12 protein-coding genes are annotated in these 15944 nt (G+C 37.3%); 5 read left to right on the forward strand and 7 right to left on the reverse strand.

Annotated elements, in window-relative coordinates; genetic code table 11:
• The 4 genes from ABY905_RS06585 to ABY905_RS06600 all read left to right on the forward strand — a co-directional run.
• Window positions 1-834, forward strand: an 834-nt coding sequence (locus ABY905_RS06585; protein WP_372641792.1) for a 4Fe-4S binding protein, incomplete at its 5' end; no start/stop codon positions are given.
• Window positions 828-1724, forward strand: a complete 897-nt coding sequence (locus ABY905_RS06590) for a P-loop NTPase (RefSeq protein ID WP_372641794.1) — start codon at window positions 828-830, stop codon at window positions 1722-1724. The genes ABY905_RS06585 and ABY905_RS06590, both read left to right, overlap by 7 nt.
• A complete protein-coding gene (locus tag ABY905_RS06595; RefSeq protein WP_372641796.1) occupies window positions 1721-2158 on the forward strand; it encodes an acyl-CoA thioesterase in 438 nt (145 codons plus the stop codon). Before ABY905_RS06590 ends, ABY905_RS06595 begins: the two co-directional genes overlap by 4 nt.
• Window positions 2159-2379: 221 nt before the next feature.
• Window positions 2380-4857: an FAD-dependent oxidoreductase gene (locus tag ABY905_RS06600; RefSeq protein WP_372641798.1), complete on the forward strand. Its 2478-nt coding sequence runs from the start codon at window positions 2380-2382 to the stop codon at window positions 4855-4857.
• 240 nt (window positions 4858-5097) lie between these two features.
• Here the strand turns inward: ABY905_RS06600 and ABY905_RS06605 are convergent, their stop codons facing one another.
• From ABY905_RS06605 to ABY905_RS06620, 4 genes are all read right to left on the reverse strand, one after another.
• Entirely contained in the window at window positions 5098-6366 is a 1269-nt protein-coding gene (locus tag ABY905_RS06605; protein ID WP_372641800.1) for a flavin reductase, read from the reverse strand.
• Window positions 6353-7531 carry a 4Fe-4S binding protein gene (locus tag ABY905_RS06610; RefSeq protein WP_372641802.1) on the reverse strand — a complete coding sequence of 393 codons (1179 nt, stop codon included), beginning with the start codon at window positions 7529-7531 and terminating at the stop codon, window positions 6353-6355. The genes ABY905_RS06605 and ABY905_RS06610 overlap by 14 nt, the downstream gene beginning before the upstream one ends.
• A 732-nt stretch (window positions 7532-8263) precedes the next feature.
• Complete coding sequence (locus tag ABY905_RS06615; RefSeq protein WP_372641813.1) at window positions 8264-8899, reverse strand: saccharopine dehydrogenase family protein; 636 nt, start codon at window positions 8897-8899, stop codon at window positions 8264-8266.
• Window positions 8884-9102, reverse strand: a complete 219-nt coding sequence (locus ABY905_RS06620; RefSeq protein ID WP_372641804.1) for a hypothetical protein — start codon at window positions 9100-9102, stop codon at window positions 8884-8886. The genes ABY905_RS06615 and ABY905_RS06620 overlap by 16 nt, the downstream gene beginning before the upstream one ends.
• 281 nt (window positions 9103-9383) lie before the next feature.
• Here ABY905_RS06620 and ABY905_RS06625 point away from each other — a divergent pair, with 281 nt between their 5' ends.
• On the forward strand, window positions 9384-10076 hold the full coding sequence (locus tag ABY905_RS06625) for a DNA-binding domain-containing protein (protein WP_372641806.1): 693 nt from the start codon (window positions 9384-9386) through the stop codon (window positions 10074-10076).
• A gap of 638 nt (window positions 10077-10714) precedes the next feature.
• On the opposite strand, the gene ABY905_RS06630 is transcribed toward ABY905_RS06625, so the two are convergent.
• The 3 genes from ABY905_RS06630 to ABY905_RS06640 all read right to left on the reverse strand — a co-directional run.
• Window positions 10715-14455 carry a T9SS type A sorting domain-containing protein gene (locus ABY905_RS06630; protein ID WP_372641808.1) on the reverse strand — a complete coding sequence of 1247 codons (3741 nt, stop codon included), beginning with the start codon at window positions 14453-14455 and terminating at the stop codon, window positions 10715-10717.
• A gap of 57 nt (window positions 14456-14512) precedes the next feature.
• Complete coding sequence (locus tag ABY905_RS06635) at window positions 14513-14965, reverse strand: hypothetical protein (protein ID WP_372641809.1); 453 nt, start codon at window positions 14963-14965, stop codon at window positions 14513-14515.
• 747 nt (window positions 14966-15712) lie between these two features.
• Window positions 15713-15944 (reverse strand): GtrA family protein (locus ABY905_RS06640; protein WP_372641811.1); only part of this gene is annotated, 232 nt, incomplete at its 5' end.

Consider the following 15944-nt stretch of genomic DNA (forward strand, 5'->3'; position numbering starts at 1 on the left):
GGAAAAACAAGTATTTCAGTTTGTTTACAACATTTTATCACGAAACACATCACAAAGGAAATTCAACTTGTTGACTGCGATGTAGAAGAACCTAACGATATTCTATTCTACCCTGAAGCCAGGAAAATAAAATCACATAAGATTACCCAATTGATCCCGGAGATTGACAAAAACAAATGTGTTTTTTGCAAAAAATGTGCTGACTATTGTGAGTTTAATGCCATCAGTATTATTCCTTCAGCTCAATTAGCCGAAGTAAATGCAAGCTTGTGCCATTCCTGTGGAGCTTGTTTAGTGGCCTGTGAACAGGATGCAATTAAAGAAAAAGAAGTTGTTATTGGCCAGACTAACTTCTATCTGGAGGGAAATCAAACAATATTAGTAGAAGGTGTGTTAAAAATTGGTTCTCCTATGCAAACCTTAGTCATAAAAGAATTGAAAAAAGAGATTTCTGATAGCAATGTCATCACTCTTTACGATGCACCTCCTGGCACTTCATGTCCGGTTGTTGAAACCATAAGCGATACCAATTATATTATTCTAGTTACTGAACCCACACCATTCGGCTTGCACAATTTAAAATTGATGATCGCACTAATAAAGGAAATCAAGATACCCTTTGGTGTGATTATAAACAAAGCAGGCTTAGGGAATAATGAAATCTACGACTATCTGGAATCAGAGCAGCTTGAACTTTTAGGAGAAATACCCTTCGACCAAGACTTTGCATCAAAATATGCCAAGGGTGATTTACGACAAGATATGCCACAGGAAATTTCTGATTCGTTTTATAAAATAACAAATCAAATAAAAAAGAGAATGAGTTTATGTTAGAATTGACCGTATTAAGTGGAAAAGGTGGAACGGGTAAAACGTCAATAACTGCTGCACTAGCTGGTTTGGCCTCGAAGGCCGTATTATGCGATAATGATGTGGATGCGGCTGACTTACACTTAATCCTCCACCCTGATATAAAAGAAAAGCATAACTTTTCAAGTGGTTGGAAAGCGATTATAGATCCTGGCAAATGTAATCAATGTGGATTGTGCATTAGCCATTGCCGATTCGATGCCATTCACGACAATAAGAACCAACTTGAAGTGAATCACTTTCAGTGCGAAGGATGTCGTTTGTGCGAACGCATCTGCCCCGAACAGGCAATCCGATCGGAACAAAATACGAATAACTATTGGTACGTTTCAAGTACTCGTTTTGGCACAATGGTTCATGCTAAAATGGGACCCGGAGAAGAGAATTCTGGCAAATTGGTCAGTCAGGTTCGTAAAAAGGCGAGAGAAATTGCAACGATTACACAACAAAATTTCATCATTAATGATGGCCCTCCTGGTATTGGCTGTGCCGCTATATCTTCACTAACGGGAACCGACCTGGCTCTTATTGTGATTGAACCCAGCAAATCAAGCTTACACGATGCCGATCGTCTTATTAAGCTGATTGAATCGTTTAATATTCCTGCATTTGCTCTTATCAACAAATTTGATTTAAACCTCGAACTAAGTCAATGTATAACTGACTACCTGAAAACAAAGAATATCCCTTTAGTGGCTAAAATTCCATTCGACAAAGCCATGGTTCACGCCATGATCAACAAACAGACCATTGTGGAATATCAACCTGACTCCAATATCTCTAAAGAAATAAAGAGACTTTGGCATAAAATACAACTAAGCACACACACAGTCCATCTACATCAAGTAATATGATACAAGATACAATGCAATTAAGACCTCGCTATGGCGAAGTTGATCAGATGGGCTATGTCTATCATGCCAATTATGTGAGTTATTGTCATCAGGCGAGAACAGAGCTTTTACGAAAACTTGATTTGAATGACAAGTATCTCGAAGACATGGATATCATGATGCCTGTCATATCTTTCAATATCGATTACAAAAAACCAGCTCATTACGACGAACTCATAAGCATTACCACGACAATAAAAGGCTTGCCAACAACTCGATTCTATTTTGAGTTCCTAATAAGCAACGAAGAAGGTCATATTCTTAGCAAAGCGAATTCAACTCTTGTTTTCGTAGACAAAAAATCTCGGCATCCTAAATTAGTCCCTGAGTTCATAGCAAATAAACTTCAAGCTCGCTTCAAGCACGAGAATGAGCATTCATTACGATCTTCCTAAACACCTATTCCTGAATACATTTAATATAAAACAAGGCTTAATCCCTTTATATCCAGACGTGACAAACTCTACATTTGAACATATGTTCAAAAGCATATTGTATAACATGTCACAAAATCGCTATTTCATAGTGGTGGACTCAATGGATATATTACATTTGCACTCCAAACATATGGATATCTAGATATAAATATAATAGAGTAGCATAAAAATATAATACCATGACAAAATATTTAATAGTTGGAGGTGTAGCTGGTGGTGCAACAACCGCTGCACGTCTTAGAAGATTAGACGAATCAGCAGAAATAATCATGTTTGAAAGAGGGGAATATATCTCCTATGCCAATTGCGGTTTGCCCTACTATGTAGGTGGTATCATTGCCGAAAGAGAAAAGCTAATATTACAAACTCCAGAGAGTTTTAAAGCTCGATTAAATGTTGAAGTCCGTGTTAAAAACGAAGTTATACGTATTGATACTGAGAACAAATCAGTAGAAGTTAATGATCTAATAAACAAGACAACCTACACAGAAACATACGATAAATTAATCGTTTCACCTGGTGCTGAGCCAATCAAGCCTCCTATCCCGGGAATTAAAGATGAAGCCATTTTTACCGTTCGTAATGTAAGAGATACCGATAAAATCAAGTCGTTTTACGATGAGAAAAAGCCTAAGAAAGCGGTAGTCGTAGGTGCGGGGTTCATTGGCCTTGAAATGGCAGAAAACCTTCACCATATGGGTATGATGGTTACCATTGTTGAGATGGCTGATCAGGTAATGACCCCTCTTGACTATGAGATGGCTGCTGAAGTGCACATGCACCTGAAGACCAAAAATGTTGAGTTTTACCTAAAGGATGGTGTTTCAGAATTCAATCGTCAAGGAGATAAGTTAAATATTCATTTGCAGTCGGGTCGAAAGATTGACGCAGATATGGTGATTCTATCCATTGGTGTTCGCCCAGAAACCAAATTGATTAAAGAAGCGGGTATCGAACTGGCTCCGAACGGTGGTATCAAAGTAAACGAATACTTGCAAACCAGTAACGAGCACGTTTATGCACTTGGCGATGCCATGGCATTCCCTCACCCAATTACAGGAAAATACACCAATGCCTATCTTGCGGGTCCTGCCAACAAACAAGCTAGAATGCTTGCCAATAACCTGGTAAATGGTCATACAAAGGTATATAAAGGTTCAATTGCTACAGCTATTGCCAAAGTATTCGATATTTCAGTTGCCTCAACAGGTTTGGCTGAGAAAGTATTGAAGAAAGAAGGTATCAAGTATATCTCAAACATTACTCACGGAGCATCGAATGCAGGTTATTACCCAGGTGCTATGCCAACCACTATCAAAATCATGTTCGATCCGGAAACGGGAAAACTTTTCGGTGGACAGATTATTGGTTATGTAGGTGTCGACAAGCGTATCGACATGATTGCAACCGTACTTAAAAACAACGGAAGCATATACGATCTTCAAGAGATTGAACATGCTTATGCCCCTCCTTTCTCATCGGCTAAAGATCCAGTGAATCAAGCAGGTTTTACTGCGGGTAACATTATCGAAGGTTTGGTCAACATCATTCATTGGGATGAATTGCACCAGATGGATGCTTCCGATAACTTTATATTGGATGTGAGAACACCAGATGAGTTTGAGCTAGGAAAAATTGAAGGCGCTATAAACATCGAAGTAGATAAAATTCGTGAGCGTATAGACGAAATTCCTAAAGACAAAAAGATTATCATTTATTGTGGTGTTGGACTACGTGGCTACTTTGCTGCAAGAATTCTGATGCAAAGAGGTTTTAATAATGTTGTAAACCTGAGTGGTGGTTACAAGACTTACGAGCACGCTACCTGCAAACAAAGCAACGAGGATATTTTCGGATCGAGCTATATCGCTAAAGATGGTCACATCTATCGTGGGAAAGATAAGAATACTGAAGTGAAAAAGGAAGTGAAAATCATTGATATTGATGCCTGTGGCTTGCAATGTCCGGGACCGATTATCAAACTGAAAAAAGAAATTGATAAGCTTGAAGACGGTCAACGTCTACGTCAAAAAGTAACCGATGCGGGTTTCTCCAAAGACGTTGCTTCATGGTGTAATATGACAGGTAATAAACTGATTTCTTGTGATTCGGAAAAGGGAATTATAACAGCAGTTATTGAGAAACAAAAGCAGATTGAAGGCTGTCCTGTAACAAGTATGAATTTACCGAAGAACAAGACCATGGTGGTATTCTCCGATGAATTGGACCGTGCTTTAGCTTCCCTTGTGATTGCCAATGGTGCAGCTGCTACAGGTAGTAAGGTAACTCTATTCTTTACCTTCTGGGGACTGAATATTATTAAAAAGAGTGATAAACCTAAGGTTCAGAAAGACCTGATGGGCAAAATGTTTGGTAAGATGATGGCCAGCGATGCTGGCGATCTTAAGCTTTCGAAAATGCACATGATGGGCATGGGATCGAAAATGATGAAAAAGAGAATGCTTTCGAAAAAAGTTGACTCTTTGGAAGATTTATTACAGACTGCCATGGAAAATGGCGTTGAAATGATCGCTTGCCAAATGTCTATGGACGTAATGGGAGTTGACAAAGCAGAATTGCTTGATGGGGTTCAAATTGGTGGTGTAGCAACCTATCTTGAAGAGGCTGAAAAATCAAACGTGAACTTGTTTATTTAAGACAACACAATACTAAATAATCAAAAAAAGGACTACCTAAGGGTAGTCCTTTTTTTGTTGATAAGTTTAGGCATGATCAACATTCTGTATACTATACCTATTTTTTATAAATCTAGAATATTAGAAAAATATTAAGTATTTGCTTGTTATAAATACGTTCACTTCAAGGCTGAAAAGAAGTGTCTAAAGTAATCCCCCTTTACTCGGCCAAAGAACTCGTTAATATCGGGTACCTGGATCTTATTTCCAAATGAGATATTCAGGTTTCCACTTGTCTTTTGGCTGATCCTCTCCTGTTGGGTAGCCAATAGGAATCACATTCAAGGGGATATGTTTCTCAGGAAGATTCAGCTCTTTGATCACTGCTATAGTTCTGTCATCATAAGGAAAAGAAGCCGTCCATACTGCCCCTAAACCAATACTCTCTGCTGCCAGAAGAATATTTTCTGTTGCAGCAGCACAGTCATGCACCCAATAGCCTTTGTCCTTGAGGTTTCCTGCTCGGTCCATATCGCCACACACCACGATAGCTGCTTGGGCTTGTGTTAACATTTTGGCATAGGGCAATTGCTCACTCAATCTTTTGAGAATGGCTTTGTCTGTAACAACATAAAAAGCCCAAGGTTGACGGTTGACAGCTGTAGGGGCCGCCATACCAGCTTTTACTAGAAGCTCTAGCTGTGCTTTAGAGACAGGAGCATCGGTAAAATGTCGGACACTTTTTCTATTATGAATGGTTTTCAATGTTTCATTAGCATACGTGGGTTCAGCTGAAGGGATAAAAGCTTGTCCGTCTACTTGCTTATACATATCGCCTTGCATGCCAATAAAACCACCCATTTTATAGTAGCCACCATTGGCATAAATAAGGGGCTTAAATAAATCCATATCAATACTCCCATTAGCCCCTAACACGGCTTTGTCTGCCTTTACATCAATCACCTTTCCAATGAATTGTCGATGAGAACCCAAATCGTGATATTCCGTTAGTTCACACTCAATCACGATAGGAAATTCCTTTATGTAGGGTGCATCCACAAATTCGCCTCTAACAGCAGTAAGCCCTGTTTCTTTGAACTTATCCATATCTTTACCCGAATATTTCCCTACAAAGGAAACATATTTTGTTAACTCTTCGGAGGGGATGTTTACCGTAAAAAACTTCTTATCAGTAAGGTTGTGATACGAATAGGTCGCTGGCCGCATAGAAACTGAAATACTTAGAGGCTTTGAATTACAGATACCAACCCATGCCGCAGTCATCATATTGGGCTTCCCATCTTTGTCATAAGAGCCAATAACTAAAGCAGGTTTGGGGTGAATTGCTGATATGACTCCCAATGATTTTTTCTCAAAATCAGTTGCAGTAGAATCTCTTTCCACTTTATTTGTAACAACAGAAGTAGGCAATAATACGCTACCCTTACCCTCTTCTTTTTGTGTCAACATGATAGACAACACCAATATAATAATAGCTAAGCCAATATTTAAGAGTTTACTTTTTTGCATCTTTTTTATTATTTATAGGTTGTTTTTTATACGAAATGGTATCCATTAAGCATCCTGTAGCACAAACAGAGCACCAAGGTTTAGTGAAAAATAGAGAAAAAATTACAATTGCACCTCCAGCAATAAAGAAGCCATAGCTTGCTATTTTGAACGAGAATGCCATAAAGGGCTCAATATAATTTAATTGAGGTGCGAAGCCAAACAATAACATAGCTGCAATAAAGAATAAGTAAGCCTCTTTTATCGATAAGTTTTTCCACAGTTGGGGCACTTGTCTTTTTTTGAATGGCGAAACCTTATTTACCAGCTCTTGTAATGCACCCATTGGGCAGAGATAGTTACAATAATGCTTGCGCTTCCCTATAAATGAGACGCCTATTGCCAGAATAAACAGGAGTACTGTTTGCCAGTTCATCACCCAAGGCATACCGTCTATTAGCCAACTGTACATTAAAAATTGTGAGAGGGCTTTGTTAAGTATTATTCCAATGACGACCACAACTAAAATCATATAAAATGGACGAAGTTTCTTATTAACCTTTCCGAAGGCAAATAGCAGAGATAGCAAAACAACGACTAAAAACAGAGCATCTTTAACCATGCTTCTAATCGATCTTTTTTCCCAATTATCTACGGACGAGTGATGAAATACAGCCGAGGTTTTCCTCATTCCTTTGATAATCGCATGACTGCTCATTGTAGCACCAGAAGCAATATCAACATCATGATCTTTAACTTGACGTAATGCTAATTTATCCCATTGGTGCAAAAAATCCGCCTTTGTAACATACTCTAAATAATCATACGTCTCACCACTTTTAAGCAATGCCACTCCTACAACCTGATGAGTCTTATCAAGACCTATAAGTAGAGGCACAACACCTCCATAGCCATAGTTATCAGTTACAAAATCGGTAGAGACAAGCGCTTTTCCTATATCATTAGCGCCCGATTTAATTTCTATTATATTGAGTTTGTTTTTGAGAAAAGAGCTCGCTTCGGGAAAGAGGTTTTGTACGGATTCCAAAGTGACAGCTACTTCTATCTGATCTGACTTAGTGAAAAAGTGCGTACGACCACCTCTATAAGCTATTGCAACAAGAAATATGACTACTAAGACGTAGGTATATATGCTTTCTGCTATCTGTTTTTTTGATATTCTCATTTACCTCTACTTTTTATTAAACGGCCGAAGATATTCAATTATTACATATCAACATAGCTCGATCGATCAAAGCTCAAATTATTTCAAACAACACAAAACCATATAATCAAAAAAAGGACCACTCTTGGGTGCTCCTTTTTTGTTGATAAGTTTAATCAATATTTTGTTTACTATAAGTTTTACACATTTAACATCTAGTAAAAAACGAGCAGTCTTTATCCTCTCAATTCGAAGGAATGATAACACCTTTTGATAAGCTATTAGAGAAATAACAATAATGTCGATATTTATAAGTTAGCCACCATAAAAAAGAACATAACGATGGACCTTTTCATACTTTCTTCTTTAATTTACAGGTTTCTTAGAGTTACATTTGGAGCCTTCGTCTGAAGTATAAAGAATTTTCCGCATCCGTTTGGATCCTTCGTCTGGAATAGAAAGCATTTTCTTGTTTCTGCTGAACCAATCTAATGGAGTAGATTGATCCCCACGGATTTTTTGGAGCCTTCGTCTGGAAACAAAGGCTCAAATTATTCTGTGGGGCACCTTTGTCTACGAACCAAGAGTTCACAAAAAACGGGGGACACCTTCGTCTGAAGACGAAAGACCCAAACAGTTCAGCGAGAAACCTTCATCAGAAAACGAAAGACTCAAATTAAGCGTGAGCTCTTTTTATAATGAATACTTCTATTTCCCAGATAGTTTAAGACATAGTCAAAACACTTTTCGTGCTTACCTAGCAACTCTGGAGGAAAAAATACCTTTCTCTGAAAACAAGCCGTCAAAAAACAGATTGGCAACAGCAGTATCTGTATAACCTGTTGTTCGTGCCATAGATGACGTTAGAGTCTCTGTACAATATTCATCATGCAGATTATAGATAACTTCTTCTTTTTCGCCCTTGGCGTTTTCTCCTTTTAGCGTCACTCGCAGTACCGTTAATTCTTCTTCAAATTCTCCCAACTTCCATTCATCCATAAGAATTTTGCTGGTAAAATCTTTAGGAGAAAGATGAACGCGACTAATCTCAAAGCTTTCCTCACTAAAAAAACCGCTTTCTTTCAAGACTTTCACATACTCCACATGTCCTGGGTAACGCAAAGTCTTTTCTTTCATATTCGGAATATGTGACATGGTATATATTATAGATCGGAGTCCATCTGTATTAAAGGATTCCAAGGTCCCCCCCCTATCAAATTCAACATACTCACAATCCGTTAATGGTTCACGAACAACAGGCTTTCTATTTTCGACATATCTGGCTGGCCGTGTATATTCCTCAATCACATCAATTGGAGAGAAAGGTGCCTTATAGCAAAAACACCATTTTTTAGTTTTGGGTAAACCTCCAACTAAACATTCCTGAATTCAAAATCACTTAACTTCATTTTTTCGTTGTAGTAACCCTGTATTAGGTTACCCATTCCGGGAGCAACGCCACAATCGACAATTGCCGTTCCATTTTTCTCTTTAGTTTGATTATCTAATTCTAACGTAATTTCCGCAAAGAAAGAGATATAGATCACATTGACTTCGGCCTCAATCATTGCTTTTAAGCTTTTGAATCCCATAAATCCAGTCATAGCACATATACAATGCAGACTGACTGATATCAGCAAGTGTTACGTATGAGATTTTGACATAGCACTGCCACCTAAAACAATTATCAGCTACTGAGTTATTTAATACTATTCCATTGTCCGTTGATATAAGAACGAATCCTAAAACATATAAAGAATTAATTCTCTATTACCAGGTTTTATTGTAACTTAATACGACTCATACAGCGTGCATTACAAGCTGATGAGCGAGTTTTAAGAATACCATTTCAAACAACTTAAAACCATGCATCATGGAATATTATATCAGTAAAAACCACCTGAACAAAAACGAAGAAAACTGCATAGGCAGAACTTCAACCATAGGTATAATAAATAAGGATGATCTAATACGTGAAATTGCAAAAGAAGGCACAGGTATCACTTCATACGAAGTTGAGAGTATCTTTAAACGCCTGGAAATAGTCCTGTCCGATCTGCTTAAAAAAGGCTATGGCATCAACACGCCTATTCTTAACATTACCCCCAGCATACGAGGTATCTTTAAGGATTGGGACGATTCTTTCGATCCTAAGCGTCACCTGCTTCAGTTTAAAACCTCATCAGGTGTTATACTAAAAAAGGCTGCCAAAGAAACCAAACTATATAAATCGGAACCCACAAGCTATACGATAGATATATTTAGCTTTACCAGCCACAATAAGAATGAGAATAAAGATATTCTCACTCCAAATTCTATTGGCGAACTCAAAGGCAATAAGCTTAAATTCGACGATACCGATATTAAACAAGGTATATTTCTCATAGCCGAAGATGGAAGTGAATGTCGTATTGATGTTTATGCCCATAACACAAAAGCCAAACAGCTCTTTCAAATACCATCCATACTAGCAACTGGTAAATATGTTTTGGAACTTAGAAGCCTACCCTTACATTCAAGCCAATTAAAAAGCGGCCGACTAGACACTCCCTTGTTTGTTCTCTAATATAAAGACTGTATTATCTCACTTACATACAAAGTAAATCCTAGCGAGATTCATTATGAATCTCAGGCAGATTCGTTACGAATCTCGGTGAGATCTTATTTGAATCTCGGGCAGATTCCTTTTGTACATCACTAGCCTTTCTCTCCCACAGCCTCTTTAGGCCATTTATAAGCTTAGACTTATTCTTTATTTACCTCTCACAAATACATCACCCTTAATGATAATCTGGATACAATCTTGTCTACCGAAATTTACTACTGAAATAAAAAGCGACTGTCCCCCGTCAAAATAGGGCAATATCGTATTGCTTTGTCAAGAATGGAAATGCAAGCTGTTATAACTATTCTTGCCGTAAACCCAAAAAGAATATTTAAACTGGCATAAACTACTGACTAAAAACACCCACTTCAATAAAAATTGCATCTCGCACCCGCCATAAACACAATTAAAGCCATAAGAAACTTTAATAAAATCAGAATAAAAAAATAAGGTTACAACAAGAGATGCTTCGAACTCAAGTGTTGTAACCTTATTTTATTTTAAAACCCTAGAATTATTGTGGGTTTTCAGTGACCTCATGAGCCATCTGAGTTTTTTTGTATCACTAAAGACTTTCTGAGTTCAGGAAATCTTTATATCTATTTTATAACTTGAATTTTACTTGACATCACTTTACCATCCATTGTTACGCGAACAATATAAATACCATTTTTCAGCGATTCAATTTGAATGGTGTTATCCCCTGTATTTTTATCTTTTTGAGAAAACACTTTCTTCCCACTGAGGTCGAAAATTTCCAAAGCAAAATCTTGAGAGGAATTACCAAGTTGAAGTTTAAATGCACCGCGACAAGGATTAGGATAAATTTTCATCTCGCTTAACTCTTCCTGAATCGTTTCGATTCCAGTAGGTATTATTTCCAATTCCATTGTATTCGATTGGAAAGGCGTTTCAAACAGATAACCAATAACATAGGCACTATAAATTCCAGGTTCTTCAACAAATATTTCATAGTTTGCAATTCCATCCATGGGATTGACTACAGTCTTGATCTTTTCATCATTGATATAGACTTCAAGCTTATTAAATCTAACAGGGAGTTCTACTTGCAGCTTTAATTTATAGTCTTGTAAAATCTCAAAACTATTAACTGCAGGTATTTTATCTTTCACTTCGACTTCTTCCGGGTTCGATTTGTACGTCTCCTGATTAATGTAACCGATCAAATGAAATTTATAAACACCAGTTTGATCAACAGTTATAGGGAAAGACTGCTCACCTATTTCAGGGGTTTCAAAACTTTGGTATATCTCATCGTTTATATATATTTCAAATTTTTCGTAATCAACTTTTATCTCTGTATTAAGGTTGATGACCTTGTCCTGAACCTCTTTTAATTCAGAAATTACTGGAATATGATCAATTTCAAGAATATCTACAGTCCAAACTCCTCTACCATGAGTTGCGAATACCACTTGGTTACCAACAATTTGCATGTCGTAAATAGAGACAGGAGGTATATTTCCAATAACTGCATGCCAAGAAACTCCATTGTCAGTAGACTCGAACAAGCCAATCTCTGTTCCTGCCCAAAGAATATTAGAATCATGAGGCATAACTAACATACAGTGGGTCACAACATCAGGAAAACCATTAGTACTCACATCACCCGTACCAAAACCAGAAATGTCTTCCCAATTTTGACCAAGATCTGTCGTTCTTAAAATTTTAGGTGATTGACTATTGGAAAATAGCAAATAAGCCGTAGAAGCTTGATTGGGATGAGTCGCTATGCCACTAATAAAAGATCTCATATCCTTTTCAGCATATTCATTCACAGCAGAAAAAGTTTCTCCTTCATCCTTTGATACATAAATTTTGTAATTACCATCGGTTACCATGGCAGCACCAGCCCATACAATATCTGGATCCGCAAGAGAAACCTCCACATTATGCTGACTACTTACACCTTGCCAATACTCTTCAATTTTTTTCAGTTCCCAATTGGCTCCAAAATCATTAGATTTATAAACACCGTCTTTAGCAACAGCAAAAACAACATCCGGATGCAATTTAGAGGCAGATAACTTTGTGACAAATGGACCATCATCATCGGCAATTCCATTAACTGAAGACCAGTTTGCCCCTCCATCTAATGATTTGTAAATCGCATTATAATAGATACTACCTAAAAGCTTTTTAGAATCCTTACCATGCCACAGGCATTCGAAACCATCTCCTCCCAATCGGAAGTAGTAGTTGGAGCTTGATGAAGCATCTTCCTCTGAAGCTGATTGCCAGGTTCCATTATCCTGCATGCCACCTATGTATTCATTGGCATTTGGATTTTTGGCAACGCCATAAAATTGTGTCGTAATGTAGTTATTGGGCTTTTGAGTAAATGTGACGCCATTATCCTCTGAAACTCCAATACCCCCATCATTTCCATTAATGATCCTGAAATTTGTACCATCCAATGGAACGATTGTTATGTTGTGATGGTCAGGATGTACTCCAGGGATTATGGTATTTCCCATACCAGCACCCTGATCGTAGTTGTTGGCTCCTCCATTATTCCCATAGGCATCTGTAACACTTGATTTTTCACCATCGAAGACCTCAATGCCTCCGTACTCTACAACTATTTTTGAAGTAGGCAGATTTTCAGCATCCCAAACAGCACCATTTTTTAATTCTGGCCAAATCATATAGAGAGCCTTCTTTAAATGCCCTCCCGCTACGGCGATAGTTGCATCTGCAGCTTCTGCCTTGTATTCTATAGCATTAATAAAAATATATTCTCTGCCCAAATCACCATAGGCATCACTATCCCCATTTCGGCTATACAGATTAAATTTGCCATCCTTTTCCTGGTCTCGGAAGGAAACCATCAATTGTTTATTGTTAGTGATGTCCCATACTTGAAAAGGAACATCAACATAATCGACATAGCTATATTCAGCAGCCGCAACTCCTGACGTTTTATTATCGGGAACTATAAAACGATGAGCTTTTTGACTGATTCCTTTTCCAAATCGAATTTCTACAGAAGTCCAGTCGGATGAAAGAATACCAGTACCCTCTTCGGTGCTTAAACCGCCTTCTAAATAGATTCCTCCGAAACCAACGAATGAAAGAAAATCTGTATTTTCGGTATAAGCTGCTTTTACAGCCTTTGCATTTTCAGTAGTTGTCTTATTGAAAGCAAGTTTCCACATATTGACTCCAGCTACAAATACAACACTATCAATAAATGGGTGTGCCGCAATAGTATTATCATAGCCTCCTTGACCTCCAAGAAAATTATCCGTACTGTTAAACTTTACCCAACTATTGGCATTATCTACTGATAAGAAAACCTCTGATGCTGCCTCTGAAATATTAACGCTAGTATAAACAAAATTTCTGTTTACCGGAGATACGGCCAGTTCATATCGGGTTCCAGCAGCAAGTCCTTTAGAGAAAAGTTCCCAGCTTGAACCACCATTTACAGTGCGAAGAATTCCTTTTCTATTTTCCCCTGCAAAGATCGTGTCTCTTGCAGTGGAATAAGCAGCTAAATCCTCAACCCCATTGTTCACAGGATCACTTTCATAAACCTGTGTCCAGTCAGTGCCCCCATTTGTAGTTTTGAAAATGCCGTATTCTGTGGCGGCAATAACAATGTCTGCATTAATTGGGTTCACCCAAAGGCGGTTGATGTAACCAAATTTTTCATTTGTTGAAGTACTTTCAAGTTGCGTCCAGTTTACCCCTCGGTCAACTGACTTCCAAATACCATTCCCAAGATTTTGAGCACTTCCTGGAAAACTTTCACCAGTTCCTGCGTAAATGATATCATGGTTTGAATTAGACATGGCCAAAGCATTCACGGACAAATTAGTTAAGTCATTGGATAGATTGGTCCAGTTTTCAGCACCATCAGTCGTTTTCCATATTCCTCCAGTGGCACTCCCCGCAAACCAAGTGTTCTTATTGGAATCGTCCGGATCAACAATGATGGCACGAGTTCGACCACCAACGTTAGCAGGGCCTCTCTGAATGAACTCCAAGGCAACTTTCGCACTTTTGGTTTTAGGACTATTTTCAAGGGCCTTTTGTAGCTCCAATGTTTTGTAATTCATTTGGTAACCAGATTTGTTTTCTCCAATTCTGGTTGTGATATCTTTAAAGTACTTGCTGTACATATCTGGCTTATTGGCTTTACTATAGCCCGCTTTTCTTTTAGCCTTTTTTTCTTGATACTGCTTTTGCCAGAATTCTTCAGGTGTGAAATCAGCACTGGAGAATTTCTTTCCAGTTGGTTGGATGTAATTACTGATAAGAATAGCTGACAATGTCAGGAATCCCACAGTAAGAAAAATGTAAAATTTCTTCATAAACAGTTAGGGTTAGTTAGTTAGTTAGTTAGTTAGTTAGTAAATTGGTTAAAATCCTTATTTTAATTTGTTAGGGGTTATTTTTTTCTTTGATTGGAGGTCGAAAACATAAGTCCATTTTCCAGTGTCAGTAGGACCTGTAATGTATCCTTTCTGTTTGGTTATAAGCAATTGAGTGTTGTTATGCCATGATATTTTGGCATTGGCAATTTTGTTCTCATAAATAATTTCTTCCTTTTTTATATCATATACAAAGAACTCGATCGGTTGATTGGGATTGAGTTTAGGTTCAGGAATTATCTTTTTACATAATGCATAATTTCCATCTGAATTTAACTTGAAGTCAACTTTATCTCCAAATTTTTTCTGAGCAATTTGTTGGTAAGTCTTCTTTGAATTGAAGGTTTCTGGCTGACTTAATCTATTAGTTTGCACACATCCCAATAAGAGGAATAATATGAATAAGTGAACCAGAAAGTTTTTAATGAACATGCAATATTGCTTTATCATGGGTTGTATTTCTTAAACATTAAATAGATATTAGCCAAACACACGACTATTTCACAAATTATAAGTCAGTAAATATATTGACATTTAATGACAAATAAAATTTATTTTTGTTAAATAAACCAAGTAACTGTGTATCATCTACTAGTTAAGAAATGACATTTTTTTCATGAGATTGCATAATACCCTGATAGTAGCATTAACTCATCTGAAAACCTATATCTAAAAATATTAAATTATGCCTGAGTATTTTTTATAACGAATATTTCTTTCTTTTTAAAACTTAAGATATATATAAAAACAAGTATTGTGCTTACCAAGCATTTCTGGTGGAAAAATCCTTTTTTGGGTAAACAAGCCTTCTAAAAACAGCTACAGCTGCATAGCCTGTTGTTTTTAACCATAGAAGATGTTTGGGTTTCCTTACAGTATTCATCATGAAGACTAATAGATGACCTCCTCTCTGATGGCCCTTGGCATTTTATAGAAAGAAATATCAATCACATTGACTTCTGCCTCAATGGTTACTCTTAAGATATGAATATGCGACACTTGCATTTCCAGCACTCATAGCTATGTAAGTAATATTTGCAGTTTTTATATTAGTTTGTAGAGCTGTTCCATATTATATAACTGACAAATGGTTTGATGGAATAGTATTGAATTTCAAACAATAAGTTGATAATCATCCTAAAAATAAGGTCTTCAAGCTTAAATACAAAATGAACGAATCAGCCTGAATTGCGAATTTTAATCTTTGATTTCAACCTTGAAAGTGAAGTATTTCTGAACGGTATAACTAAACAGTATCACAATAAGGGTGGTTGCCATTTTTGATGGTGTGGGATACCAGCCAAAGGATTCCACAAAGAGTTTCAGGAAAATATAATTTAAAAGCACACTTCCCATTACACTTAAGCCATATCGAAAGAACTGGATACGTTTTCGGAGAAAAGAACCCGGGAAGCTGATGAATTTTGCC

Source organism: Ancylomarina sp. (assembly GCF_041555295.1).
GTDB lineage: Bacteria > Bacteroidota > Bacteroidia > Bacteroidales > Marinifilaceae > Ancylomarina.

Coding starts and splice junctions, on each gene's coding strand:
- ABY905_RS06625 (WP_372641806.1), top strand. CDS start 9,384: ATGGAATATTATATCAGTAAAAACCACCTGAACAAAAACGAAGAAAAC.
- ABY905_RS06595 (WP_372641796.1), top strand. CDS start 1,721: ATGATACAAGATACAATGCAATTAAGACCTCGCTATGGCGAAGTTGAT.
- ABY905_RS06635 (WP_372641809.1), bottom strand. CDS start 14,965: ATGATAAAGCAATATTGCATGTTCATTAAAAACTTTCTGGTTCACTTA.
- ABY905_RS06590 (WP_372641794.1), top strand. CDS start 828: ATGTTAGAATTGACCGTATTAAGTGGAAAAGGTGGAACGGGTAAAACG.
- ABY905_RS06610 (WP_372641802.1), bottom strand. CDS start 7,531: ATGAGAATATCAAAAAAACAGATAGCAGAAAGCATATATACCTACGTC.
- ABY905_RS06620 (WP_372641804.1), bottom strand. CDS start 9,102: ATGGGATTCAAAAGCTTAAAAGCAATGATTGAGGCCGAAGTCAATGTG.
- ABY905_RS06630 (WP_372641808.1), bottom strand. CDS start 14,455: ATGAAGAAATTTTACATTTTTCTTACTGTGGGATTCCTGACATTGTCA.
- ABY905_RS06600 (WP_372641798.1), top strand. CDS start 2,380: ATGACAAAATATTTAATAGTTGGAGGTGTAGCTGGTGGTGCAACAACC.
- ABY905_RS06605 (WP_372641800.1), bottom strand. CDS start 6,366: ATGCAAAAAAGTAAACTCTTAAATATTGGCTTAGCTATTATTATATTG.